We start from the raw sequence: 25,723 nt of genomic DNA on the forward strand, positions 1-25,723 counted from the left end.
CATTATGAAAAAATACATTGCAACACTTTTGATTGGAACTCTGGTTTGGGCTTCCACATCTTGCACCCAAGATTTTGAAGAAATCAACACAGATCCCAACAGGATAGACCAAATCAGTCCCGGAACCCTGCTCAACCCGATCCTGTATGGATTGGCCAGTTTCAATACCAGTCGAGCGGACGGCTTCACCTTTCAGATCATGCAGGTGGCACTACCCTTTCCGAGTGCAAACGGAGGCATCCACCGCTACGAGCTTACGGAATCCACAGGCAACTCGACTTGGAACAACCACTACAAATGGCTGGTGAATATCAAGGAAATGGAAGCCTCTGCGATTGCCAATGCGGATGTGAACTATGAAGCGATATCGCTGACGCTAAAAGCTTGGACTCTGAGCCAGCTGACGGATTGCTTTGGAGACATTCCAATGGACGAGGCAAGCCGTGGAGAAGACGGTATTTTCCAGCCGACCTTCAACACCCAAGAAGAAGTTTACACCCAGATTTTCAAAGATTTGGAGCGTGCGAATACGCTCTATGATGACTCCCAGGCCATGATCTATGGAGATGACATCCTTTTTCATAACGATGTAGAGAAATGGAGAAAGTTCACCAACTCGCTTCATCTAAGACTGCTTTTGAGAGTTTCGAATCGCGAGGAGGTCAATGCATTCACAAAACTTGCCGCCATGGTCAATGATCCTGTTACCTATCCTGTGTTCACAAGCACGGCAGAGTCCGGAATCTTACAGATCACGGGGGTAACGCCAAACCTTTCTCCTTGGGGCCGGGCGATTGATTTTACGACTTTCCGCTCCATCTCGGAGTTCTTTGCCGATCAGCTGAATGCACTGGAAGATCCGAGACGAGCCAAATTTATGACTCAGGCCAGAACTTCGGACGGCACCACTACCATCGGATACAAAGGTATCCCAAGCGGATACGAGGGTGCGGAGACGCAATTCAAATTCATCCCGAGCAACCACAACATTGCCTTGGTCCAGGCTCCGATGCTCTCTTTGATCTTGACCTATGCCGAGGTGGAATTCATCAAAGCCGAGCTGGCGCAAAGGGGATATATCTCTTCAGATGCTAAAGCACATTATGAAAAAGGGGTGAAGGCCGCCATGGAGCAATGGGATGTGCAGCTCCCGGCCGGATATTTTGACAATCCAGCTGCATCCTACGACGGGACGCTGGAGCGGATCATGTTGCAAAAATATGTGGCGCTCTACTTCAACGACACTCAGCAGTGGTTTGAATACCGAAGAACAGGCCTGCCTGAGCTCCCCAAAAACCCAGGCATGGAAAACAACCAAATCATGCCCGTGCGATACGAATATCCTGTCTCCGTACAGATCAACAATCCGGATAATTACCAAGACGCAGTCGCCCGAATGGGAGGAGACGATATCAACACGAAAGTGTGGTGGGAAAAATAGAAGCACTATCCAATTAAAAACTGAGTTGGTTTAGCAATAAAGAGAAAAGCTCCGATCGTGTGACCGGGGCTTTTTTTGTTGTAGTTCAAACTCTTGTCTGAACCAAGCCTTTTACATGGGCCTATTGAGCGTCTAGTCACCCACCTCAATCGGAGACATATCATTCATATCCCAGGGGATTTGCCAGTCCCGTCCATAGACGGGGATTTCTATTTCAACTTGAACAGGACATGAACGACCCTGGAGATTGGAAGGCTGTGTCCCCACAGGAAAAAGCAAAGGTGGAACCCGCTTTCGGATCTGCTGCAACTGGGTGTAGTTGATTTCGGAAGATCGGGTGACGGCGATGGCATTTTTTGAAGATGCACTTTCAAAACCCAATTCCGAAATACTTTGCAAGTCGTGTTTTAGACTACTATACCAATCATCTTTCTGACAATTAAAGCCGAAAGCAGTCTTCAACCGCAGTTTTTCCAAACACTTGGCATGTTGCCGACCGATACTTTACGCTGAACCGACTTTAACCATGTTCCCCCTTCAAATTCGTCAACGGCAAAAAACACCTTTTAGCGAACCGGCCCTTAATTATTTTGGCCACATCACTCTATCCTACCCATTCTGTATTTGCAGCTGAGACGGTGACATCCCAAATTGCTTTTTGAAAGCATGGGAAAAATGGGACAAATTTTCGAAGCCTGTCTCCAGGTAAACATCAACAGGCTTCCTATCTGTCTTCAGAAGCTGTTCGCGTGCCAGTTCAAGTCTCTTTTGTGTAAGCCAGCGTTGGGGGCTGGTTTGGTAGATTTTTTGAAAATCCCGCTTGAAAGTGGTCAAACTTCGACCGGTAAGGAAACCGAATCTTTCCAAAGGCATGTTGAACATGAAGTTCCTTTCCATAAAAGCCTCAAGATCTATCTTGTATGGGTCCGAAAAATTTCCCAGAACTTGATCAATTCCTGCATCGGTATTTCGGAGGATAGTAATTGCTTCTTTGATTTTGAGTGCTGCGACTTCACTTGGGATCTTTTCCTTCAGTTCGAAATAAGGAACCAGCGACGCCAAACAACCGTCCAGCAAGGGATGTCTGTCAAAGGCATAGACTCCAAGTTTGCCTTTGTCTGTCGTCTTCAAGCCGCTGATGCCATAAATTTCGCGAAGGACTTCCAGACTGAGGTGCATCGTGACAGCCTGGTGCGGCTGGCCTCCGCTGGGGTAATTGATAATCGTTGCCAGCTGGTTTCTTGGGATCAAAAACGTACTCCCCGACCCAAATCTCAAAGTTCTTTCGGCTTCAAGGATTTTGGTTTCTCCTGAAATCAGCCATACCAACAGATGCTCCTCAAAAGCAGCTTCTGTCCTGAACAACCTGCCGGTATAGCTGGATAGTTTTATTTTTGAATGAATATATTCTACCTCGTATTCAATTTCCTGGGCCATGAGCTCAATTTACATCAAAATCAAACCCCAACAACTCTTCGCTGAGCTCCCATAGTTTTAGGGCATTGCCCCGATCCAGCGAATAGGTTTTGACCCCACCTATCATCGCCAAGTCGGCGCTCAGGTCTGCGACGTCGGTATTTTCGCAATACACTCCGCCGATATGATCCAGCATGGGACTGACAGCACACCAGACAGTAGTAGAGGCGCCCTGAGGCAGCGTTTTTAAGGAAGCTGCGACTTCGGGCAAGATATTACCTTCGGCATCACAATATCCCAACTTTTGAAAGAGATCCATGGGCGCTTCCCGAGACAAATCCGTACCGCCTACTGCTCCAGGACATAGTGAATAGCTTCGAACTCCATGGGTTTTGGCCCGATAGTCGAATTCTACCGAAAAGAGGTTGACCGCAGTTTTGGACTGCCCGTACCCAAGCAAGGTTTCATAAAGTCGCGTGTTGAAATTTGGGTCTTCAAAATCAAAATCGGAGAACTGATGTCCACCTGAGGAAACATTGACTACCCTAGCCCCCTTTGCTTTTTTGAGTGCAGGCCAAAGCTTTGCCGTCAGATGAAACATCCCCAGATAGTTGGTGGCCAGCTGGGATTCATACCCGCGCCCGTCCCTCCGAAGGGGTACCCACATGATGCCCGCATTGTTGACCAGTAGATGCAGGGCGCTTCCAGAGTTGACAAATGATTCCGCAAAGGCATCAATTGATTCGGGAGACATTATGTCCAACGCGTGTATCTCCACACGATCCAGGTCTTTTAGATTGGCTCGGGCCTTTTCCACGTTTCTTGCCGGAACGATCACTTGTGCCCCTGCTCCTGCTAAAGTCCTCACCGTCTCCAGCCCTATGCCCGAATTACCTCCTGTTACGATGGCCACCTTTCCTTTAAGGTCTATTCCCCTGATCACCTCAGCGGCAGTTGACTTTGCTCCAAAACCAGAACCCAGTGCTCGCTGAAGCGCTCCATTGTAATTTGTCTGTTCCATTTTTTTCATCGGTTTATGGAACAAAATTAGGCCACCAGGATTCGACGGACTTTGTTCAAAAGTCCAAATTTACTTTGTTCAGAAGGCCAATCCAGCAAGAAAACCTCGTCAGCCTTTTCCGACCAATAGTGTGATAGACAAAAGATGGGCTTTTTGCATGAAGAAAAAATCTGGATGGGATTTCTAAAAAAAAGCCGATCGGAGACCGACCGGCTTTTTCCTTGGTACCATATGAGCATTTTTGAGAACGGCTATCTGGCTTGAAAAATGATTGTCAAAGCCGTTTCCATGGTCTATCGTTATACCGCTTAATATCCCGGGTTTTGTACCAAAAATCCCGGCAGATTGGAAGCCCCATCAATGGCCCGCTGCGGGATGGGGAACAATCTCTTGTTCACGTCGCGATCCGTCTTTTCCGTCCAAGTATCTTCATATTTCCCAAATCGGATTTGATAAGTTCTTCGCAATCCCTCCCAATACAATTCAAACCCGGACTCTCTGAACAGGATATCCAGATCCAGGGTATTCAAAGGTGCTGGAGTCTGCGCAGGACGCGCTGTACGGGAAGTTCTCAAGGTATTGACATCCGCTAAAGCACCTGCCGCATCTCCTTTTCTCAGTTTGGCTTCAGCCCGCATAAGGTAAACCTCTCCCAAACGGATCAAAACGATATCCACACTACTCCTGGAGCAGCAATCCGTCGCTGTTCGGCTAAACTGATATTTTGAAAATCGGTGTCCGGTATTGTGGAGACTACCTTCGTTGGTAAAATCCACCTGGAAGGTATGGTCTACATAGCGGATGTTTGCCCCGCTGCTTCTGCGGTTGATCACCGGATAGACCCTGACTTTGCCGTCTTCGCATCGAATGATATTCCCACTGCCATCTTTCCGAGGTCCCCAGATTACGCCCCGAAGGATTCCCCGGTCCATTTCAAAATCCTCTGCCTCGACGCAGTAATAATGATCCGCATCATTGGTGGGGTCTACTCCAGCCAAATTCCTGAGTTCCTGAGGGATAATCGTATTTTCCTGAAAAAACCGGGCGTCTGCGTCTGCAGGGTCCACATTTCCATAGGCATCATACCAAGTCTGGACAAAATCTGGAGTTGCGGCAACTGCATCGGTCCCCCTAGTACTTGGAAATTCAGGTCTTGGCACCTGATCCCCAGAGATAGACCAATACTGCCATCTGCTATGCTCCGTCTGCAGTACACCTCGCTGATCCAATGAGAAGATAATCTCGGGATTGGTGTTGTTGTTGTCATTAAATAGCTCGAAGTACTCAGGTGACAGAGAATACGGACCATTGATGATACTGTTGGTGTACTGGATCACTTTATCCATATCCTCGGGTCTGAATTCTGGGGTACCATAGGGATCCCGATAAACCGCTGCATTGAGATAGAGCCTTGCCAGCAGAGCCTCAACTGCATGTTTGTTCATTCTTCCCGGCCCATTGCTATCACTTATCACCGTGACTACAGAAAGAAGCTCTGATTCCAAATACTCCACCGCATCCTGTCCTCTGAGAATCTCTGATTGTTCGTCAGAGCGGTCCTTTCTAAAAACCAATCCCCAATTGTCCAAAGCCAGAAGGTTGAGATACGCTTTGATTGCCACCATTTCATAAAGTGGATTCTGCGCGGCTGCATTCCCGTTTTCCACTTCCAGAAGTAATTGTTCTTCGGCAGCCACCGCTCTTGACAAGGCCAAGGTAATATTAGTCCACGTGTCTCCCACGAGGCTATTTCCGGGAGTCACAAGGTGTTGGTGTACCGCGATGAATTTTCCTCCATCAAACCAGTCGGTTCCTCCTCTATATGGCAAAATACCCTCGTCGGAAGCAACTTCCTGCAGGCCAAAATTGGCCGTATGCAGCCAAACCTGTCTCAGCATGCCATAGACCGGAGCGATCGATCCGCTCACAATTTCGGCTTGCCCCGTTCCCGTAAGGGATTCGTCCAGGATCTCCTCATTGAGATCGGTGCAACTCAGAAACCCGAGTAAAAAGACCGCAGTTGGAGCGAGTTTTATATAGTTAAGAATTTTCATTTGCTTGAATAGTTTAAAGATTTTGTCCTTTGGGTAATTGGGAGATTAGAAGGTGACATTCAGACTGACCATAAAAGTCCTTGCCCTCGGGTAGGTAAACCGGTCAATGCCAAAAGTCTGGATTCCTCCAGACGTGGAGCCCGTATTCATTTCCGGATCAAAGCCCGTGTAGTCCGTGATGACAAACAAATTTTGTCCAACCAGGGAAAGGCGGATGTTTTGAAAAGAAGAACCCAAGCCAACTTTTTCAGGATTTAGGCTATAGCCCAATGTCGCATTGTTCAGTCTGAAGAAGGAACCGTTTTCCAGGTAGCGGGTAGATACCGTGTTGGAATTGTTAAACGATTCCTCCGGAAACTGCACTGCAAAATCGGTGGTATTGTTGGATCGGGAGAGCTGCCCTTTGGTGAAAAGAGACATCGCCGTATGATTGAAGATTTTGCTTCCCGAGATACCATTGAAATTTAAACCAAGGTCAAACCCTTTGTACCGGAAGTTGGAAGTGATCCCGTAAATCAGTTTCGGAATGGCACTACCTACCACACTACGATCATTGTCGAGGATCTGACCATCTCCATTGACGTCCACGAATTGATTGAGTCCGTCCTCTCCTATTCCGTCGAACTGAAGCATATAAAATGCACCGATTGGCTGATTGTTGATATACCCGTTGATGGTAGCGCCTGTCTGCCCGGCGCCCTGGGCTGCCCCCGTGGTCAACACGGAATAAGGAGAATCCCTAACCTCATTTTGGATAAAGGTGATATTGCCCCCTACTTCATAGGAAAATGCGCGCTGGGTTTTGGAACTGTAGTTCAATGCCAGCTCGACACCACTGTTGTAGATCTTCATATCCTCAATATTGTCCCAATAGGTAGAGGTGGGCTGTACAGGGTCTGGGGGCACTACTTCCAGAAGGATATTTGAGGACACCTTGTGGAAATAATCCAAGGTACCCGTCAACTGAAAATCAAAAAATGCAAAGTCAATCCCGGCATCAAACTGGGTAGAGACCTCCCATTGCAAATCCGGGTTGGCCAGTCTGGTAAACACAATCCCATAAGGATAGCTATCGAGGGTGTTACCATCCGTGTCAATTGGATAAGTATTCAAACTTCCCGAACCGTTGGCCAAGCGATCCTCTGAATAGCTCGCTTTGGTGATTTTGGAGGGTATTTCCTGATTTCCGGTTTGACCCCAGCTGGATCTAAGTTTCAGGTTGTTGAATGGAGAATTCGCCATGAATGGCTCCTTGCTGATATTCCAGCCCAGAGCAAAGGAAGGGAAATAACCGTATTTGTTGTTATCCCCGAATTTCGAAGAACCATCCGCTCTGAAAGTCGCCGTAAACAGGTATTTCTCGTCATAGACATAGTTTACCCGGCCAAAGAAAGACTGAAGTTCATTTTTGACGGCAGATGAATTGACGATTGTCGGAAATTCGCTGGTGCTGTTGTGGTCTTGGTACCTCGGCTCAATATTGTTTGCGGCAAACCCCCTGGATGAGGTTCCTCTGAACTCATCCAAAAATGTCTGGTAGGAATGCCCTGCCAATACGGTGAGATTATTCTTGTACTTGATCCAGTTGTAGGTGAGGGTATTTTCGACCAAGCTATTGGTATTGGCCGAGATCAACTCATCCAAAGTGCCGTCGGAAACATTGGATTCATTGACCACCTCAGTGTAGGGGCGATATTGGACATACCTGCTCGTATTGGAATAATCCACCCCGAGATTCAGTTTGTAGGTAAGTCCGTCGAAGAGCTCAAATGAAGGAGATATCGTACCAAGAATCCGGTTGTTGGCAGCATCATCGCTGTACAGTTCATTCCTTTTGATGGGATTGAGCGCATTCGTATTCAACAAAGTCGGTTCGCCATTTGTGTAGGCGGGTATCGTCGGGTTGAGATAGAGCATGTCGCTGATGATGGACCCCATAGCGGGACGAATATTTTCCGTATAAGACGCTGTCAGATTATAATCCACCAATAGCCTACCAGAGAATGCTTTTTGGGTCATATTGAGTTTTCCCGAGTAGCGTGTCAACTCTGAATTTTTCAGAATACCTTCCTGACTTTGATAGCCAAGAGAGGCGAAATAGGAAAATCTCTCAGGATTGGCTCCGCTCATGGACAAATTGTAATCTTGGGAAAAGCCAACCTGGGTCAATTCGTCCTGCCATCTGGTATCGCCTTCAAAATCTTCCAAGTTGCCACCTACGGCCACCACCTGTCTTCGAAACTCATCCGCATCAAATACGTCGATCTGCTTGGACATAGAAGACCAAGCGATCGATGCAGAAAGACTTACTTGTGAGGACCCCGCTTTTCCCTTTTTTGTAGTGATCACGATGACCCCGTTGGAGGCTCTGGATCCATACAGTGCGGTGGCGCTGGCATCTTTCAATACATCGATGCTTTCGATGTCGTTTGGATTCAAAAAATTGAGTGGATTCGAGGCTATCCCGGTATCGGAATTGTCCAATAAAAACCCATCCAAGACATAGAGTGGTTGGGTGCCGGATCTCAAGCTACCGATCCCGCGAATGATCACATTTTGATTCGCTCCCGGTTCTCCACTTGTGGAAGTGATATTCACCCCGGACACTTTGCCCTGAATCAAGTCCACCGGATTGGTAATTACGCCCTTGTTGAAGCTTTCCTGTTTTACCGAGCCTATCGCGCCTGTGACATCCGAACGTTTTTGTGTTCCATAGCCGACCACCACGACTTCGTTAAGTTGGGAGCTTTCCGGCTCAAGTTGGATAGTCAAAGTGTTCTTTCCAGCAACGGGGACTTCCTGCGGTGTGTATCCCAGATAAGAAATTACCAACACAGCCTCCGTATCTACCTCAATGGAAAAATTTCCATCCAGATCCGTGATCGTACCCGTAGTGGTGCCTTTTACCAGAATCGCGGCACCAGGCAAAGGTGCACCGGTTTCATCCTTCACGGAACCCATTATAATTTCCCGGGAATTCTCCCGAAAATAAGATCCTGAAGGCTCGGCATGAAGTCCCGAAAGACCCGATAAGAAAAGGAATAATCCGCTCAAAATTATCGTCAAAAGCGAATTGAACCTCTTTACAAGTGTAAAATTTCCCATAGTTAAAAGGTTTAAAATGAATAATAATGAGCAAAAGTAGAGCTGAAAAACTGCCTGGGAGGAACCCTACAATCACTAGATTATGAACTTACTTAATCGATATTTTTGAAGAATGAACCTAATATTTACCATAAAATCACTTTTGTATTAGGAAATCATTAAGGCTTAGGTTCCGAGAGCAGAAAAAAGGCAGTAAAATATTGTTAATCAATCGATAGCAACAGCATTAATTTAGCGAACAATAGATTTTGACACAAATGCAGATAGGAAAATCGTTGGCGAATCTTATCCGCTGAAACGTTCAAACGACGCTCCTCCTGCTTAAATCAATCTCACCGCGAAGAGTAGTCAAAAATCCCCCATCTGCGACCTTGACATTATGCAATAACCGAATCCAATTGGCGATGAAATAGGCACGGGAAAAGGTGGTTCAAAGTATCATTTTCCACGGCTAACCTCAGTTCGAGACCAGCCAACAAATAAATATACCCTATCTTTGCCCCTCTTAAAACCAAGAAATATCCATGATCTCAGTAGATAATCTTTCCCTCAAGTTTGGCAAGCGAACCCTTTTTGACGAGGTAAGCCTCAAGTTTACCCCCGGCAACTGCTATGGGGTCATCGGCGCCAATGGAGCGGGAAAATCGACTTTTTTGAAAATACTATCCGGAGAAATCGACTCCACCAGTGGCTCGGTCAACATCACTCCGGGCCAGCGTATGGCGGTTTTGAGCCAAAACCACTTTGCCTTTGACGAAGTCGAAGTCCTGAAAACTGTCTTAATGGGCCACAAAAAGCTGTATTCCATCATGACGGAAAAGGACGCACTCTATATGAAAGAGGACTTCAGCGAAGCGGATGGCATTCGTGCCTCAGAACTGGAATCCGAGTTTGCCGAGATGGACGGATGGAATGCCGAGTCCGATGCCGCTTCCCTCCTATCTGGTCTGGGCATCACCGAGGATCTGCACTACCTGACCATGAATCAACTGGCCGGTAACCAGAAAGTAAGGGTATTGCTGGCCCAGGCGCTCTTTGGCAATCCCGACATTTTGATTCTCGACGAACCTACCAACGACTTGGATGCGGACACCATCGAGTGGTTGGAAAACTTCCTTTTGGACTTCAAAAACATCGTGATCGTCGTGTCCCACGACAGGCACTTCCTGGATACAGTGTCCACACATGTGGTGGACATCGACTTTGGCAAGATCAAGATTTTCTCCGGTAACTATACCTTCTGGTACGAGTCTTCCCAGCTTGCCCTGAAGCAGCGCTCGGATGCCAACAAAAAGGCTGAAGACAAGCGTAAGGAACTCCAGTCTTTCATCGACCGCTTCTCTGCCAACGTGGCCAAGTCCAAACAAGCTACCGCACGTAAGAAGATGATCGAAAAACTCAATATCGACGAAATCGAGCCATCTTCCAGAAAGTACCCCGGTATCATCTTCAAGCCAGAACGTGAAGCTGGTGACCAGATTTTCATGACCGAACAACTTGAACTTAAGGCGGACGGCGTTACCTATTTCACCGACGTGAACCTCATGGTGGACAAAGGCGACAAGATTGCCTTTATCTCCAAGACCAAGCAGGCGGTCAACAAGTTTTTCCAAGTGATCATGGAGGAGATCCCGGCGACCAAAGGTTCCTTTAAATGGGGTGTGACCATCAACAAGGCCTATCTGCCAAACGACAACTCCAAGTATTTCCAAACCGATCTTAACTTGATCGACTGGCTGAGACAATACTCCAGCAACCAAGAGGAAGCCTATGTGAGAACCTTCTTGGGCCGCATGCTCTTCACTGGCGAGGAGACTTTCAAAAAGTGTACTGTCCTCTCCGGTGGTGAAAAAGTGCGCTGCATGATCTCACGCATGATGCTGCAGAATCCAAACCTGCTGGTCATGGACGAGCCCACCAACCACCTCGACTTGGAATCGATCACGGCTTTCAACAACGCGATCATTGACTTCTCCGGCACGGTACTCATGAGCTCCTATGACCACGCCTTCGTGCAGTCTTCCGCCAACCGAATCGTCGAGTTTACGCCAAACGGGACCATCGACCGAAGGATGCCTTATGACGATTACCTAGCAAGCGCCGAGATCAAGGCACTTCGTGAAAAAATGTACGCCAAAGCTTAAACGCTAGGCCTTGCTGCTGACCGCGATCATCTGCTATCTGGCGATCACCATCGCCGTCGGAGCTTGGGCTTCCAAGCTGGTAAAGAGCTCCAAGGATTTCGTGTTGGCGGGTCGTTCCCTTCCGCTATTTCTCTCAGCATCCGCACTTTTTGCGACATGGTTTGGCTCCGAAACGATTTTCGGAGCCTCTTCTGTTTTTTTGGAGGAAGGTCTCATCGGAGTAATAGAGGATCCCTTTGGCGGTGCACTTTGCCTAATTCTGTTCGGTATGTTCTACCTCCGCCCCATGTATCGCATGGGCGTGCTGACCATCGGGGATGTCTTTGAGCAGACCTTCGGAAAGCAGGTGGAGTTTTTCGCGACAGTTTTTATGGTGCCGGTTTTTTTTGGCTACGTTGCCGCCCAGCTAGTAGCCTTGAGCCTAATCTTCGGCACGGTGACCGGACTTTCACTAACTGAGGGAATCTTTCTTTCGGCGGGGATAGTGGTAGTCTATACTTTCCTCGGAGGGATGTGGGCGGTGTCCATCACGGACTTTATCCAAACTGCCATGATCGTGATCGGGCTCTTGGCAGTGAGCGTGATGATTGCCGAGGAAGCTGGTGGAGTTGGAAAAATCCTCAGCGAAGCCCCTCCTGAGACCTTTCGCTTTATTCCCGAGGGAGACTTCAGCGACTGGACCAATTACCTGGGAGCTTGGATCATCCTCGGTCTGGGAAGTATACCTAGCCAGGATATCTACCAGCGGGTGATGTCCTCCAAGAGCGAGAAAGTGGCCGTTCGCTCAACTTACCTTGCCGGTGGCTTTTACCTGACCTTTGGACTTTTGCCTCTTTTTATCGCACTTGGAGCAAAAGCCCTCTATCCCGAGCTCTACCTCGAAAACAAGCAAATGCTCCTCCCCTCCATGGTTTTGGCACACGGAGGACTTCCCGTTCAAATCATTTTCTTTGGCGCATTGATCTCCGCAGTCATGAGCACTGCAAGCTCGGGCTTACTCGCCCCGGCTGCCTTGATCTCCGAAAACCTCGTCAAACCGCTTTTCCGGGGTAAGCTGAGGGATAGAGAATTGCTTTGGCTCCTGAGGGCAAATGTGCTACTCGTCGCCTTGATCTCCACCTACATGGCCACCCGAGACTCCAACATCTACGAATTGGTCGCCGGTGCCTCCATCCTCCTACTCGTCTCGCTTTTCGCTCCACTGACCGCTGGTTTGTATTGGAAAAGAGCCTCCAAACTCGGAGCTATTTCCTCCATGGTGGTTGGGATGTTGACCTACCTGATCTGCGATAGCATCGAATTCGCTATAGATTCGCATGTTTTCGGACTTTTCGCCAGTATCTTTGCCATGATCTTGGGAAGCCTACTCTTTCCCGACCCAACCCACAGCCCTGATGAACTATCCTAAACTAGTACTACAAAAAGGAAAAGAAGTCTCTCTGCTCCGCCGCCACCACTGGGTGTTTTCCGGAGCTATTGCCAAGGCCGATCCCGGTATAGAAAACGGCGATTTGGTGGCTGTTTATTCCTCTCGCAATGACTTTTTAGGCATCGGCCATTTTTCCCAAGGATCGATCATGGTTCGTATTATTTCCTTTGAAGAACGTGAGATTGATCTCGCTTTTTGGGAGGAAAGAATCACTTCCGCTTATGCTTTGAGACAAAACCTTGGACTTACTGATAATCAGGAAACTAACATCTATAGACTAGTCCATGGAGAAGGTGATTTGCTACCGGGATTGATTGTCGACTTCTACAATAGGACGGCGGTGATCCAAGCCCACCATGTAGGCATGCATCGCCACGTCACCGAGATATCGGAGGCATTGCGTGCTGTCCTGGGAGAAAAACTGGAAGGGGTCTACGACAAAAGCGCCGAGACTTTGCCCAAAAATCTAGGCATCGAATCTAACGAATGGGTGTGGGGAAAAGCCGAAACCGATCTCGTGAAGGAATACGGCGCGACTTACAAAATCGACTGGGAGAAAGGCCAAAAAACAGGCTTCTTCATCGACCAGCGGGAAAACCGAAAGCTGGTTTCGACCTACTCCAAGGGAAAGAAAGTGCTAAATACCTTCTGCTACTCTGGCGGATTTTCCGTCTTGGCGCTGAACGAGGGCGCGTCCGAGGTTCATTCAGTCGACATCTCAGCCAAAGCCATTGAGCTCACCGAGCAAAATGTAGCGTTGAATTCTGGATTTGCGGCAAAACACCAATCCATCGTGGCCGACGTGGTCAAATACATCCGTGAAATCGGAGACGATTTTGACCTGATTGTCTTGGATCCCCCTGCCTTTGCAAAAAATATCAAGGCGCGCCACAACGCCGTGCAGGCTTACAAGCGTCTCAATGCCGAAGCATTGCGAAAGATCAAGCCAGGAGGAATCCTTTTCACGTTCTCCTGCTCCCAAGTCGTGGACAAGAGCCTTTTTGTACATACCATCACCGCGGCAGCCATGGAAAGCGGCAGAAAGGTGAAAATCCTCCACCAACTCACCCAGCCTGCAGATCATCCAGTCAATATCTTTCATCCTGAAACTGAATACCTAAAAGGTCTCGTGCTTTATGTCGAGTAAGATTCGCTCCCTCCTCTGCCTCTCCAAATGACATTTCTGCTATTTTCAACCCACTAAACAAGAACTCATGTACACAGGAATCCAACACCTACACTCGGGAATTGCCTATCTGGCGCTGCTTGCCCTGATTTTGGTTATCATTTACGCCCTGATCGGGTCGCTATCCGGCAGGGAATTCACCGAAAAAGATAGAAAGATTGCACTGATTGCTTTTATCCTGTCACATATCCAATTGCTGGTAGGTCTGATTCTTTACTTTATAAGCCCGCTTGGTTTTTCCCTGTTAAAGGGAGGAGGCGCGATGTCTGACGCTACAGCGAGACTTACTGCCGTGGAGCACCCCTTGATCAACATCGTGGCGATCGTCCTGATCACGGTAGGCTACAGCAGGGCAAAGAAAATCAGTACCTCCAGGGGAAAATTCCGGAGTATCTACATGATGTACGCGATTGGTTTGGTTCTCATCCTAAGCAGAATCCCATGGACAAGCTGGCTCAACTGATCCTTGCAAAACCCACCTTCAAATCCGGCCAAAAGCCGGATTTTTTTTATTCAGATCATGAATTGGAAAGTGCCCAGGTTTATTGCAGACTGAATATCGAAGCAAACATTTGAAACTTTCCTCTCGATGGCCTAGTCGAAATCCGTCGCAAACCAACTGATTTTCTTTTGTTTACGTCACCGCAGTTCATTTACAAACCAAGGCAAGTCGACGTCTATTAGGCAACAGTTCCGCTATTTTTATTGTGTTTCCAATTGGAAATATATAGATCCCAGATTGGACCTGTAATAATTCTGTCGCACAGCATTCTAGAATACTGAAGAAATGGAAATCTCCGACTTGCTTTTGATTCTGTATATCATCCTAGGTATGATATCGTTGCTTGACCTCGCCGTCAGCATCCTGATCAATATCGGTGCACAAGCCGGGAAAGTCCAATTGGCAACGAGAGCTTTCGTGCCTGTCGATTGCGCATGATGTTAAAAGCAGGCCAATGAGGAAACCACGCCATTTCCAAGTGGTTGAAATAAAATGACAATTCCATCTGGGTAATGAAAGAATACATAGATTAGGTTGTGTTATTTTTTTTAGCCTGTGCCTGTTTCGGGCACAGGCTTTTTGTTGCAACAGTTTTGGCCCATCTGCTTCTTTCCCTGATTCCCAAAGTCAATAGCAGATACGCAAAACTCCATGGGGACTTCTCTTTTTTGCCATTTATCACCATTTGCAACTTTGTTTCAAAATTTTTGGGAATGTCAAAGAGAGCAATCTATTTTTGCAACCGTGTTTCACAAAGTATCTTCTTTCCTTCTAGGTTTCCTCTTCTTCGCTGGATCTCAATTGGCAATTGCCCAAACCTGTGATCTGGTGTTGCGGGGCAAAATATTGCATCTGGAAAACGATGATGCGATCGAAGCCGCATACGTTTGGATTCTCGAAACCAGAACAGGAGCCGTCTCCGATCAAAACGGGAATTTTGTCATTCGAGAGCTTTGTCCCGGTACCTATACCGTCACAGTTCAATATCTCGGACACAAGGAAATAAGGCAGACCGTCAACCTGTCGGGAAACTCAACTGCGCAGACTTTTCGAATGGAAGAAGAATCCCTCGACCTAGGCAGTGTGGAAGTACACGGGCATCGGGAGGCAGTACAGACCACCACCGCAATCACCTCACTTTATGGGGATGAAATGCTCCAATCCAGAGGGGAAAGCCTGGGAGAAAGCCTCAAGCGCGTGGCAGGAGTCACTACTTTCTCCACCGGAAACACCATATCCAAGCCGGTGATCCACGGCATGCACAGCAATAGGATCATGATCTTGAACAACGGCATAAGGCTCGAAGGCCAGCAATGGGGTGCCGAACATGCACCGGAGATAGACCCTTTCCTCGCCGATGAAATCACCGTGATCAAAGGTGCGGAGACCGTTCGCTTCGGCCCGGAAGCCATGGGAGGAGTAATCTTGGTCAATCCCCCAGCCCTGCCAACCAACAAGGCCAGCCAAACCGACATCCACCTTCTTGGCGCAACCAACGGAGGAATGGGCAACCTATCAGCCTCCTATCTTGGCGGTTCGGGCAAGATCAAGGGACTGGGATACCGCGTGCAGGGATCTATCAAACGAGCGGGAAATGTAAAATCGCCGGACTATTACCAAGCCAATACGGGGATGTCGGAATACAACCTATCTGGATCGGCAGGCTATAGCTCGGAAAAGCTCGGAATTGAGGCTTATTACAGCTATTTCAACACCGAGATAGGGATTTTGAAAGATGCCCATACAGGCAATCTCTCTGATCTGATCGACATCATCGAAAATGGCCGGCCGTTTACCGACGCCGAGTTCTCCTACGCAATCGAGAATCCCAAGCAAAAGGTCTCCCACCATCTCGCCAAACTCAAATCACACTATCATCTCAATCCAAACTGGAAGCTTAATTTCCAATACGGCTTTCAGCTCAACAACCGTCAGGAATTCGATAAGAGAAGAGGCGAGCTCAACACCAAACCAAGCTTGGATTTGGAACTGTTCACCAATACCGTGGATTTCTTTCTGGATCATAACCTAAAACAAAACTGGAGCGGCTCATTCGGACTGAACATCATCCAACAGGCCAATTCCAATGTTCCTGGAACGGGTGTCACGCCCTTGATCCCCAACTATGATCTCTTCAACGGTGGGATCTACGCTATGGAAAAATACCTTAAGGGCCCGTTGGAACTGGAGGCAGGGCTACGCTATGATTTCAGGACAGTCGATGCCGCCCGCTACGTGGACGAGGAACTGCAGCAGTCCAATTTGGAATACAAGAATTTCTCCGCTTTTGTTGGCGGACTCTACCAACTCAGTCCCTATTTTGCTTTTACCAGCAACATTGGGACTGCTTGGAGACCTCCAAATGTCAATGAGCTCTTTAGCCAAGGTCTTCACCACGGCGCTGCTGCCGTGGAGATAGGAGACCCAACGATGGTCTCGGAAAAATCAATCAAATGGGTCAACGGACTGGAATATGAAAGTGACCGAGCCGTGGTCGAGCTTACCGCCTACGCGAACCGAATTAGCAACTACATCTACCTGAATCCCACCGGAGAGACCTACGTTTCCCTCCGAGGCACTTTCAACGTGTACGAATACCTGCAGGCGGATGCCTTCTTCTATGGCTTTGACCTCTCCGGCAGTTACAACTTCACAGATCGCGCCAGCGCCTACCTCAAGGGCTCTATCATCAGGGCCAAAAATACCGACGAGGACAGCTACTTTCCCTTCATCCCCTCTGATCGTATGGACTGGGGCGTTTCCTACTCACTTGGAAAAAAAGGAAATTTGGATTCGGACAAAATAACCATCAGCAACGTGCTGGTGGCAAGTCAAAAGCGTGAGCCCGACTTCGATCTGGCACCGGCCCCTCCCGGGTACGCCTTGTTTAATATTGGCTATCTCAAAAAGATACAACTCGCTAAAAACCAATTCAATATTGGACTTCAAGTAAACAATCTTTTCAACACAGAGTACAAAGAATACATGAACCGATTCCGATATTTTACCGCAGACATGGGAAGAAATATCTTACTAAAACTCAATTATCAATTTTAACTGACCAATTATGAAAAACTTCCAAAAATTTCCAATTTACCTTTTTGCAACTCTTGCGATGGGCTTTGCATCTTGTGAAAGTGAGGATCCAGTTCCTGAAAATGACGGAGAGCTGATCACCGATGTCACGCTGACTCTTCAGGAACTAGACGAAAGTGGAAGCCCTGTTGGCACTCCTTTTTCCGCAACGGCCAGCGATCCCGAGGGGATAGAGGTAGGCGCAACTCCCACGATCGAAACAGTCACTGTGAAGAAGGGCAAAACCTACCGTATGGACATTACCGTGACCAACAGCATTGCCGGTGAGGACATCACCGCCGAAATTCTCGAAGAAGCTGACGAGCACCAGTTTTTTTTCCTCGGTGGAGCATTCTCAAGCAATATCCTCACCATCGCCTACGACGATCCAAGTGGCGAACTGCTTGGCTTGCGCACGGAGTTGGGAGTATCCTCCTCTCCCGGCACCAACAATACCCAAATGCAGGTGATTTTGAGGCATGCTTTGAACAAAAGCTATCCTGGCGCCACTAATCCCAACTTCCAGGATTATGCACAAGCGGGCGGTGAAACAGATTTGGACATCACTTTCCCTGTGGTGATCGAAAATTGATTAAATAAAGCAGAATTGAAAAAGGGTAGTCGATGGGCTACCCTTTTTTGGTTTTCTTTTTTTCGCTTTTCCCGCTCCACATTTCTCCCGAGCATCTTGAATCTTTCTCTCCCACTGCGAGACACAGCACCACCATGCCTTTTGCTTTGCTGCTGCCGGTGTTGCGGCTCTATTGGATTCTCCCTAGAAGTACGAGCTGATCCTCAATACGAGCATCCCTGTGCCTAGGGCAATCCCAAAACTCAGAAGGGTTCCGATCAGAATATACTCCGTGAGTTTTCTGTCCTTGGATTCCTTCAAGTCACCAAAGCGAAATACTGACTTGGCCGCAAGTAGAAAACCGATGGCGGCCCAGTTGCCTGTGACAACGAAGGTGAAGACAAACAGACGCTCCAATATCCCGATATATCGGCCGGCATTGCTGAGCGATTCGCCGCTGCCATCCTCCAAGGCCCTGGACCAGGTTGAAAGCATGACCTGTACTACAATCCCGCTGACCGCCGTCAGGAAGATCAATGCGGTCGCATAAAGCCAGATCTCGGGGTTTTCTAGCCAGGCCAAGTAGCCCATGAGAGCTGGGCCAAACCAAATCTGCCATAGGAGCAGTAAGCTGGCAAGGTGCATTCCCTGATCTATCAGAAACCAGCGCGCTTTGCTATCCGGCTTTTGGGCATATAGCTTGGCCAAATCGATCACCCCGTGTATAAGCGCCACGGCCAAAGCCAAGAACCAATAACCCAAATTCCATAGGACAAGCCATGCCAATAAACCATGAAGCAAGAGGTGCAGGTAAAGCTTGGAAGATTTGGCTTTTCGCTGTTCCTTGTCGGCTACCCACGACTTGGGCTGCAGGACAAAATCTCCCAGAAAGTGTGCGCATAGCAGCTTGAGCAAGATGATCATGGCAGGAGCTCTTTGAGTTTTCGACGAAAGACGCGCTCTATTTTCAGAAGTTCATCCCCATGGGCCCTAGTCCATCTCCCGCTGACTCCACTTTGCTTGATTCCCAATCGCTTTCCGATCTCCTCTTGCGTTATACCCGGATTTTGCAAGACAATCTCCACCAGTTCGGCCGAAGATACGGTCCAGCGCTCCATGAATGTTTCGGCCAGCTTCAAGTACAGATTGATTTCCTCGTCAAAAGTCTCCCAGTTGCTTTTCACGGCAATCGTCGTGTTTTCCTTTTTTAGGGTGTCGAATTTTTCCCCCGAATAGATGAAAGCTGAGCCATTGCTTTCCGAAATACGGTTTGCAGAATAGCTCTTTTCCCCAATTCCTATTGCCAAGCGCACATCGATCACACCCATCATCTTCTGGGATTCGGGGGATTTGATTTTTTTTATGAGGGCCTTGATTTCAAAAGCCTTCTGTAAAGCCTCTTCCGGCTTGGATATTTCTACTTGGAAAAAGTCTCCCCACACCAGCTCCCAGGTTTCCGGCGTGCTCCCCCAGCTTGCAAATAGCTGCTTGAGTGGCTGTAGCCACAGATCCTGGTTCGCGAGCTTTCTGGATGCGGCGATATCTCCCTTGAGGATGGCGATCATGGTAAAGGGAATGGTTTCAATACTTTGGTATAGTACATTGTGAATTCTTGAGATAATCTAAAATATTGCATAATAAAGCAATAAAATAAATTATTGCCAAATAACGCAATATTTTTATCTATCGTGACTTGATGCAATAGCTGTACGAAAACAAAAAAACAGCCTTCCGGCTGCCTTAACTGCTTGACCTAGCGACGAAAATCAAAAGCTTTTGCCACAAACAGCGATTCTCGAAGCATCAAAACCGACCTCCGTGGAGAAATTTGTCCCCACGTTTCCAGCTACCAGAATGACCTCATAGTCTGGGCCTTCGTTGGCCAAATGGATCTTGACATGCCCATCAAAAGTCTTCATTTGCTCGAAGCTCAGCGTGGTACCATCTGAGAGGTTTTCCAAAACGGTAGTACTTTCCAGATCTTTGGAAGAGACGGGATTGAGCAAAAAGGCAATCGGCGCATCCGCCTGATCATATCCCCCAAAATGGAGATGGGCTGGAAAATCGTATTCAGTCGTGGACTTTGCACCTTCCAGTTGGATGTCAAATTCCAATTTGCCATCCCTGAGCTCCTTCACCATCAAAGTGCCGTTGTAGTCAAATTCGCTAGACTTGAACAAATCGAATTCCATTTGCTGGCCAGTGTACAGGTCAGGCTCCTGCTCAGTACAAGCTCCCAAACCGGCGGTGACAAAAATGGCAAGGATCAACTTTCTCATGGCTGTAGTTTTTTTCAAGTAACGAAATGCTTCCGAATCCTGTTTAATTCCAGGTAAAAATTACCAATTTCAGCCGTAAATCAAGCGGGAAAAGCACAAATCAAAATCTGAATCAACGGCCTGCCCATACAAAAGCCGTCTGAGGTCTGGACAAAAAAGCTATTGGAGGAAAAAATGGAAGATCATCGTCTGGCAGTGGGACTGGAATATTTCCGGAAAAAAGGCTGGTCTCCTTTTCCCTTTCAGCTCGAAACCTGGCGGGATTTCCTGGACGGAAAGTCCGGCATACTCAACGCCCCTACCGGATCGGGAAAGACCTTTGCACTCTGGTTTCCGGCTATCCTGGAGTTTATCCAAGCCCATCCGGATTCATGGCAAAGAACCAAAAACAACGGGATACAACTCATCTGGGTCACGCCACTACGGGCCTTGGCTCAGGACATCCAAAAGGCCATGCAGGAGGTCTGCGACCACATTGGCCTACCTTGGCAAGTAGCCGTGAGAAACGGTGACACTGACGCGAAAACCCGGGCGGCCATGAATCGACGCCCGCCCGAATGCCTGATCACCACCCCCGAGACGCTCCACATGCTACTTTCCCAAAAGGACCATCAGCAGCTGTTCCAAAGCGTCAAAGCAGTGGTGGTCGATGAATGGCACGAACTGGTTGGAAACAAGCGCGGTGTCCAAATGCAGCTGGCCCTCGAATACATTCAGGCCATCTGCCCAGCGACCTTTCGCCGATGGGCCATTTCCGCCACCATCGGCAATCTGGAAGAGGCAGCCAAGGCACTTTTGGGAGAAAGCCTTCCCGTACATCTCATCAAGGCCAAGGTCGAAAAGGAAATTATCCTCCATTCCGTATTTCCCGACGAAATCGAAAAATACCCTTGGTCCGGCCATCTGGGCATACGGATGATGGACAAGGTCATTCCGGTGATCGAAGCCGGCAGGACGGTACTGATGTTTACCAACACCCGCTCTCAGACCGAGATCTGGTACCAGAAGATTCTGAATGAGCGTCCTGACTGGGCTGGATGGATTGCCATGCATCACGGTTCGCTGGACAATTCCGTTCGGGCTTGGGTGGAAAATTCGCTCCATGAGGGAAAGCTCAAGTTGGTCGTCTGTACCTCGAGTTTGGATCTCGGCGTGGATTTCAGACCTGTGGACAGGGTGATCCAAGTCGGCAGCCCCAAAGGCGTCTCCCGCTTTATCCAGCGAGCAGGACGGGCGGGCCATCAGCCGGGACTTCCTTCCGAGATTTTCTTTGTCCCCACTAATTCCTTGGAACTGATAGAAGCGGCAGCGCTCAGGGATGCCATAGACAAGGAAGAGACCGAGTCCCAATTCCCTCCGCAACTCCCCTACGATGTCCTCATCCAGTTTTTGGTGACTTTGGCCGTCGGATCGGGATTTGATCCGAAGTTCGTCTTTCAAGTGGCGAAACGGACGCTCTCGTTTCGCACCTTGACTTCGGAAGAGATGGATTGGATGATGGACTTCATCACCAAAGGCGGCAACTCGCTGGGGAGCTATGAGGATTTTTTGAAAGTCGTCTCCGACGAGGACGGGCTTTTTCGAGTCAAGAATAAGCGAATAGCTATGAAACATCGCCTGTCTATGGGGACGATAGTGTCTGATCCCATGCTCAAGGTGAGGCTCAAAAATGGAACCTATCTTGGAACTGTGGAAGAATACTTTATCGCCAAAATGAAGATTGGAGACCGGTTTTTCTTTGCGGGAAGAAGCCTGGAATTGGTTCAGATCAAGGACATGAGCGCGATCGTGCGGCTTTCGGAAAAAAAGACCAATAACGTGGTGAGCTGGTCAGGCGCAAGGATGTCGCTTTCGTCCAAGCTTGCCGACAAGATCCGGGAGATTTTCCAAGACTTTAACTCTGGAATAGTGAATTCCGAGGAGGTTCGGCGCGTATTGCCGGTGTTGGACCTTCAAAAACGTCTTTCACTGGTGCCTGATCGGAATACGTTTCTGATCGAAGCCCATCAGAGTGAGGAGGGCTTTCACCTATTTTTCTATCCCTTCGAAGGCCGCATGATTCACGAGCTGATGAGTGCCTTGATTGCCTACCGGATTTCGCAGAGTATCCCGGTCTCCTTCAACATGGCTATGAATGACTATGGGTTTGAGCTATTGTCGGACGTGTACGTAGCGCCGGAAGAGGTGATGGAAGTGGATATTTTCTCCCTCAAAAACATCGAAAGAGACATCCTCCATTGCGTCAATGCCAGCGAAATGTCACGCAGAAAATTCAGGGAAATCGCCAGCATCGCGGGCTTGGTGTTTCAGGGCTATCCCGGCAAACCGACCACCTTCAAGCACATCCAAGCCAATTCCAGTCTTTTGTTCCAGGTTTTTGAGCAATACGACCCGGACAATCTCCTCCTCAAGCAAGCAAGGGAAGAGTCACTCAACCAGCAAATGGAGCAGGAAAAATTCATCCGAGCCATGAAAAAAGTAAGCGAGTCCAAAATCGTGATCCTGCACCCCGTCCAGTTTACACCCTTCTCTTTCCCCTTGATGGTGGATAGGCTGAGCAGGTCCAACATTTCTTCCGAAACTGTAGAGGACAAGGTTGTGAAGATCCTCGCACAGATGACGGCGGACTAGTTTGCCCTCCAGAAAAATGGGGTGAATAGGATCAGGATCGTAAACAGCTCCAGTCTTCCCAGCAGCATGATGACGGAGAGTACGATCTTGGCGCCGGGAGTGAAAAAGGCAAAGTTATCTACCGGCCCTACCTTGCCTATCGCCGGACCGACGTTGCCCAGACATGTAGCCACCGATCCCAAGGATGTCGCGAGGTCATATCCCAACAAGGAAATAATCAATACCCCGAGTACAAAGGTCAGGAGATAGATCAGCAAAAAGTTCATGATGTTGTTGATGATCCGGCCCGTGACCCGATCCCCGTTGATGATGAGTGGCACTATGGCTCTAGGATGCACGATACGCTTAAACTCAAGCCAAGAATTTTTGAGAAAAACCGTGTGCCGGATAAACTTAATCCCCCCTGCCGTAGAACCGGCACATCCTCCCAAAAACAAGAGCATAAAGAAGGTAAAGGTGACCCCAGAGCCGTATTGGGTATAGTCGTCCGTGATAAAGCCTGTGGTGGTGATGATGGATACCACTTGAAACGCCGACTTACGAAAGGCCGATTCAAACTCAGAACCGGACTGAGAATAGATCGGAACCAATACCGCCACGATCAGGGTAGCGACGACCAAGGCATAGGTTTTAAACTCGTCATTTCTGATAATTCTGCGAAACTTGCCCACCAAGCCAAAATAGAGAAGCGTGAAGTTGGTGCCTGCCAAAAACATAAAAAGGATCGCCACATATTCCAAAAAGGCAGAGTTGTAGTAGGCAAAACTGGAGTTCTTCGTCGAAAAACCACCCGTCGCAAGGGTCGCAAAGGAATGGTTGAAGGCATCGAATAGCGTCATTCCTCCAGCCCAATACAAAAGGGCGCAAAGTACCGTGAGTCCCACGTAGATGTACCAAAGCCGCTTGGCAGTCTCCGAGATTCGGGGATGTACTTTGTCGGAAGTAGGCCCAGGCGACTCCGCGACAAACAATTCAATCCCGCCTATTCCCAAGAGAGGGAAGATGGCAACTGTCAGCACGATGATTCCCAAGCCTCCGATCCAGTGCGTCATACTCCTCCAAAAAAGAAGACCCTTGGGCATGGATTCGATATCCGTAAGAATTGAAGCCCCGGTAGTCGTGAGTCCTGACACAGTCTCAAAGATCGCGTCAGCAGTTGTGGTGACTTCATCGGAAAGTATAAAGGGAATCATCCCAAACAGCGTCATCAAAAGCCAGCTCAAGGCCACGATCATGTAGCCTTCCCTTTTTCTGACCAACTGGTCTTGCTTGGAAAAAGAAAAAAACAAGACCAATCCCATGAAAAGCGAGATTGCCGCCGAAATCAGGATCGGGCTGGAATCTTCCCGATAAAACCAGGAAATGGCAGAAGCCGGCAGCATCAGGGTTCCCAACAAAAAAAGGAGACCCCCCATGATTTTACCAATGGCTCTGAAATGGATCATCGCTTAGTGAAAAAGTTTTTCCAAGGCCAGCTTAGCCTCGGGCAGCGCCAGCACGATGGCTTTATCGTTGACATTGAGCATAAATTCCCCATCCGGGATGAAAACCTCTTCTCCGCGGATCACCCCCGCCACAATCGCAGTATGCGGAAAATGCAGCTCCTTTAGCGGGTGTTTGGTCAGTCGGTTGTTTTTGCAAATACTGTATTGGATAAACTCCGCATCGACTCCATAGATACCGGACACAGCCTCGACTGTTCCTTTTTTGAGGTATCTGGAGATTTCGTTGGCGGCCACCAGCTTCTTGTTGATCAGCGAATCCACGCCGATGCTGTGGGAAATGTGAATGTATTCCCGGGTGTCCACATGGGCGATGGTCTTGTAAACACCGTGGTTTTTTGCGGAAAGGCTGGTGATGATATTCGTTTCGGAAGAATCGGTCAGCGCGAGAAAAGCATCCATCTGCTCAAGTCCTTCCTCGACCAGCATTTCAATGTTTTTGTAGTCTCCGTTGATCACCAGGGTATCCGGCAGATGCTCGGCCAGCCACTTGCACCTTTCTTTGTCCTTGTTTACCAGCGTGACCCGATATTTGTCCTGCAGCTTGATGGCGGTAGTCACGGCCATGTCATCGCCGCCGATGATCATCACATTCTTGATCCTCACTCGCTTTTGCCCAAGAACCTCTTGGATCGTATCAGTATTTTTCTTGTTGGAAATAAAGAAAACATGGTCGTTGTTTCGGATGATCGTGCTTCCCCTAGGAATTAGGGTCTTTTGGTCACGCACGATGGCGATGATCCTAATGTCTTCGTAGGTCGGATCGGATTTGGTGTCCATGATCCGTTGATTGACCAAGGGACTGAACTGATCCAGTGTAAACCCGACGATGTTCAGTTTACCGCCTCCAAAATCAAAAACGTCCGTAAAGCTGGAGTTTTCGATCATATTGTAGATCTCCCTGGAGCAAAGCATGGTCGGAGAGATCAGGTTGTCTATGCCCAAGTTATTGAAGTAGGGTATATTCTCCTGGTACAAATAGGAGTGGTTTCTGACACGAGCCATTACCCGCTTCGCTCCGAGTTGCTTGGCGAGTACCGCAGTGACAATGTTGGTCTTTTCGGAGGTGGTAACCGCCAAGACCATGCTCGCCCGCTCCACGTTCGCCTGCTGAAGGGTCTCAATGGAGGTGGCATCTCCCTGGATGGTCAATACATCCAGCTTGGAGGCCACATAGTCCAATACATCCCGCTCGGTGTCAATAAGGGTGATATCCTTATTATCAAAACTCAATTGCTCCGCCAAGTGATATCCCATATCCCCGGCTCCGGCAATCACAATATTCATCCCCATAGAGGTTTCTCGGTGTGATCTTGAAGGGTGGCAAAATTAAAACCTTTATTTATGGTTTTCAGGCTCTAAGGTTT

At 48.4% G+C, this 25,723-nt stretch carries 19 protein-coding genes; 9 read left to right on the forward strand and 10 right to left on the reverse strand.

Going from position 1 to position 25,723, the window contains the following annotated elements; genetic code table 11:
- Positions 1-4: 4 nt before the first annotated feature.
- Positions 5-1,441: a SusD/RagB family nutrient-binding outer membrane lipoprotein gene (locus J0A67_RS08530; protein ID WP_206568889.1), complete on the forward strand. Its 1,437-nt coding sequence runs from the start codon at positions 5-7 to the stop codon at positions 1,439-1,441.
- Positions 1,442-1,573: 132 nt separating this feature from the next.
- Here the strand turns inward: J0A67_RS08530 and J0A67_RS08535 are convergent, their stop codons facing one another.
- The 5 genes from J0A67_RS08535 to J0A67_RS08555 form a co-directional block, all read right to left on the reverse strand.
- Positions 1,574-1,840, reverse strand: coding sequence for a hypothetical protein (locus tag J0A67_RS08535; RefSeq protein WP_206568890.1), 267 nt, complete (start codon positions 1,838-1,840; stop codon positions 1,574-1,576).
- Positions 1,841-2,050: 210 nt separating this feature from the next.
- The gene (locus tag J0A67_RS08540) at positions 2,051-2,878 is read right to left on the reverse strand and encodes an AraC family transcriptional regulator (protein WP_241265121.1); all 828 of its coding nucleotides are present in this window, start codon (positions 2,876-2,878) and stop codon (positions 2,051-2,053) included.
- 4 nt (positions 2,879-2,882) lie between these two features.
- The gene (locus J0A67_RS08545; protein ID WP_206568891.1) at positions 2,883-3,878 is read right to left on the reverse strand and encodes an SDR family NAD(P)-dependent oxidoreductase; all 996 of its coding nucleotides are present in this window, start codon (positions 3,876-3,878) and stop codon (positions 2,883-2,885) included.
- A 308-nt stretch (positions 3,879-4,186) separates the two neighbouring features.
- Positions 4,187-5,932: a RagB/SusD family nutrient uptake outer membrane protein gene (locus J0A67_RS08550; RefSeq protein WP_206568892.1), complete on the reverse strand. Its 1,746-nt coding sequence runs from the start codon at positions 5,930-5,932 to the stop codon at positions 4,187-4,189.
- Between the two features lie 45 nt (positions 5,933-5,977).
- Positions 5,978-9,037 carry a SusC/RagA family TonB-linked outer membrane protein gene (locus tag J0A67_RS08555; protein ID WP_206568893.1) on the reverse strand — a complete coding sequence of 1,020 codons (3,060 nt, stop codon included), beginning with the start codon at positions 9,035-9,037 and terminating at the stop codon, positions 5,978-5,980.
- Positions 9,038-9,561: 524 nt separating this feature from the next.
- Here J0A67_RS08555 and J0A67_RS08560 point away from each other — a divergent pair.
- The 7 genes from J0A67_RS08560 (at position 9,562) to J0A67_RS08590 (ending at position 17,965) form a co-directional block, all read left to right on the forward strand.
- On the forward strand, positions 9,562-11,181 hold the full coding sequence (locus J0A67_RS08560) for an ABC-F family ATP-binding cassette domain-containing protein (RefSeq protein WP_206568894.1): 1,620 nt from the start codon (positions 9,562-9,564) through the stop codon (positions 11,179-11,181).
- Between the two features lie 10 nt (positions 11,182-11,191).
- Entirely contained in the window at positions 11,192-12,589 is a 1,398-nt protein-coding gene (locus J0A67_RS08565) for a high affinity choline transporter 1 (protein WP_206568895.1), read from the forward strand.
- The gene (locus J0A67_RS08570; protein ID WP_206568896.1) at positions 12,576-13,757 is read left to right on the forward strand and encodes a class I SAM-dependent rRNA methyltransferase; all 1,182 of its coding nucleotides are present in this window, start codon (positions 12,576-12,578) and stop codon (positions 13,755-13,757) included. The genes J0A67_RS08565 and J0A67_RS08570 overlap by 14 nt, the downstream gene beginning before the upstream one ends.
- Positions 13,758-13,824: 67 nt before the next feature.
- The gene (locus tag J0A67_RS08575; protein WP_206568897.1) at positions 13,825-14,259 is read left to right on the forward strand and encodes a hypothetical protein; all 435 of its coding nucleotides are present in this window, start codon (positions 13,825-13,827) and stop codon (positions 14,257-14,259) included.
- A gap of 324 nt (positions 14,260-14,583) precedes the next feature.
- Positions 14,584-14,736 carry a hypothetical protein gene (locus tag J0A67_RS08580; RefSeq protein WP_206568898.1) on the forward strand — a complete coding sequence of 51 codons (153 nt, stop codon included), beginning with the start codon at positions 14,584-14,586 and terminating at the stop codon, positions 14,734-14,736.
- 306 nt (positions 14,737-15,042) lie between these two features.
- Positions 15,043-17,355: a TonB-dependent receptor gene (locus J0A67_RS08585; RefSeq protein WP_317195055.1), complete on the forward strand. Its 2,313-nt coding sequence runs from the start codon at positions 15,043-15,045 to the stop codon at positions 17,353-17,355.
- A gap of 10 nt (positions 17,356-17,365) precedes the next feature.
- Positions 17,366-17,965 carry a hypothetical protein gene (locus tag J0A67_RS08590; protein ID WP_206568900.1) on the forward strand — a complete coding sequence of 200 codons (600 nt, stop codon included), beginning with the start codon at positions 17,366-17,368 and terminating at the stop codon, positions 17,963-17,965.
- 183 nt (positions 17,966-18,148) lie between these two features.
- Here the strand turns inward: J0A67_RS08590 and J0A67_RS08595 are convergent, their stop codons facing one another.
- From J0A67_RS08595 to J0A67_RS08605, 3 genes are all read right to left on the reverse strand, one after another.
- The gene (locus J0A67_RS08595) at positions 18,149-18,868 is read right to left on the reverse strand and encodes a DUF3307 domain-containing protein (RefSeq protein WP_206568901.1); all 720 of its coding nucleotides are present in this window, start codon (positions 18,866-18,868) and stop codon (positions 18,149-18,151) included.
- Positions 18,865-19,509, reverse strand: a complete 645-nt coding sequence (locus tag J0A67_RS08600) for a hypothetical protein (RefSeq protein WP_206568902.1) — start codon at positions 19,507-19,509, stop codon at positions 18,865-18,867. Before J0A67_RS08600 ends, J0A67_RS08595 begins: the two co-directional genes overlap by 4 nt.
- A gap of 201 nt (positions 19,510-19,710) precedes the next feature.
- Entirely contained in the window at positions 19,711-20,223 is a 513-nt protein-coding gene (locus J0A67_RS08605; RefSeq protein WP_206568903.1) for a hypothetical protein, read from the reverse strand.
- Between the two features lie 174 nt (positions 20,224-20,397).
- Between J0A67_RS08605 and J0A67_RS08610 the strand changes: the two genes are divergently transcribed.
- Positions 20,398-22,854: a ligase-associated DNA damage response DEXH box helicase gene (locus J0A67_RS08610; protein ID WP_206568904.1), complete on the forward strand. Its 2,457-nt coding sequence runs from the start codon at positions 20,398-20,400 to the stop codon at positions 22,852-22,854.
- On the opposite strand, the gene J0A67_RS08615 is transcribed toward J0A67_RS08610, so the two are convergent.
- Both J0A67_RS08615 and trkA read right to left on the reverse strand, forming a co-directional pair.
- Positions 22,851-24,299 carry a TrkH family potassium uptake protein gene (locus J0A67_RS08615; protein WP_206568905.1) on the reverse strand — a complete coding sequence of 483 codons (1,449 nt, stop codon included), beginning with the start codon at positions 24,297-24,299 and terminating at the stop codon, positions 22,851-22,853. The genes J0A67_RS08610 and J0A67_RS08615 overlap by 4 nt on opposite strands.
- A 3-nt stretch (positions 24,300-24,302) precedes the next feature.
- Complete coding sequence (gene trkA, locus J0A67_RS08620) at positions 24,303-25,649, reverse strand: Trk system potassium transporter TrkA (protein WP_206568906.1); 1,347 nt, start codon at positions 25,647-25,649, stop codon at positions 24,303-24,305.
- Positions 25,650-25,723 lie beyond the last annotated feature (74 nt).

This window comes from Algoriphagus aestuariicola, from assembly GCF_017254835.1.
Taxonomy (GTDB): domain Bacteria; phylum Bacteroidota; class Bacteroidia; order Cytophagales; family Cyclobacteriaceae; genus Algoriphagus; species Algoriphagus aestuariicola.

Bases quoted from the DNA above. Each gene is read 5' to 3' on its own strand.
- J0A67_RS08530 (WP_206568889.1), top strand. From the start codon at position 5: ATGAAAAAATACATTGCAACACTTTTGATTGGAACTCTGGTTTGGGCT.
- J0A67_RS08540 (WP_241265121.1), bottom strand. From the start codon at position 2,878: ATGGCCCAGGAAATTGAATACGAGGTAGAATATATTCATTCAAAAATA.
- J0A67_RS08545 (WP_206568891.1), bottom strand. From the start codon at position 3,878: ATGGAACAGACAAATTACAATGGAGCGCTTCAGCGAGCACTGGGTTCT.
- J0A67_RS08550 (WP_206568892.1), bottom strand. From the start codon at position 5,932: ATGAAAATTCTTAACTATATAAAACTCGCTCCAACTGCGGTCTTTTTA.
- J0A67_RS08555 (WP_206568893.1), bottom strand. From the start codon at position 9,037: ATGGGAAATTTTACACTTGTAAAGAGGTTCAATTCGCTTTTGACGATA.
- J0A67_RS08560 (WP_206568894.1), top strand. From the start codon at position 9,562: ATGATCTCAGTAGATAATCTTTCCCTCAAGTTTGGCAAGCGAACCCTT.
- J0A67_RS08570 (WP_206568896.1), top strand. From the start codon at position 12,576: ATGAACTATCCTAAACTAGTACTACAAAAAGGAAAAGAAGTCTCTCTG.
- J0A67_RS08575 (WP_206568897.1), top strand. From the start codon at position 13,825: ATGTACACAGGAATCCAACACCTACACTCGGGAATTGCCTATCTGGCG.
- J0A67_RS08580 (WP_206568898.1), top strand. From the start codon at position 14,584: ATGGAAATCTCCGACTTGCTTTTGATTCTGTATATCATCCTAGGTATG.
- J0A67_RS08590 (WP_206568900.1), top strand. From the start codon at position 17,366: ATGAAAAACTTCCAAAAATTTCCAATTTACCTTTTTGCAACTCTTGCG.
- J0A67_RS08595 (WP_206568901.1), bottom strand. From the start codon at position 18,868: ATGATCATCTTGCTCAAGCTGCTATGCGCACACTTTCTGGGAGATTTT.
- J0A67_RS08600 (WP_206568902.1), bottom strand. From the start codon at position 19,509: ATGATCGCCATCCTCAAGGGAGATATCGCCGCATCCAGAAAGCTCGCG.
- J0A67_RS08605 (WP_206568903.1), bottom strand. From the start codon at position 20,223: ATGAGAAAGTTGATCCTTGCCATTTTTGTCACCGCCGGTTTGGGAGCT.
- J0A67_RS08610 (WP_206568904.1), top strand. From the start codon at position 20,398: ATGGAAGATCATCGTCTGGCAGTGGGACTGGAATATTTCCGGAAAAAA.
- J0A67_RS08615 (WP_206568905.1), bottom strand. From the start codon at position 24,299: ATGATCCATTTCAGAGCCATTGGTAAAATCATGGGGGGTCTCCTTTTT.
- trkA (WP_206568906.1), bottom strand. From the start codon at position 25,649: ATGGGGATGAATATTGTGATTGCCGGAGCCGGGGATATGGGATATCAC.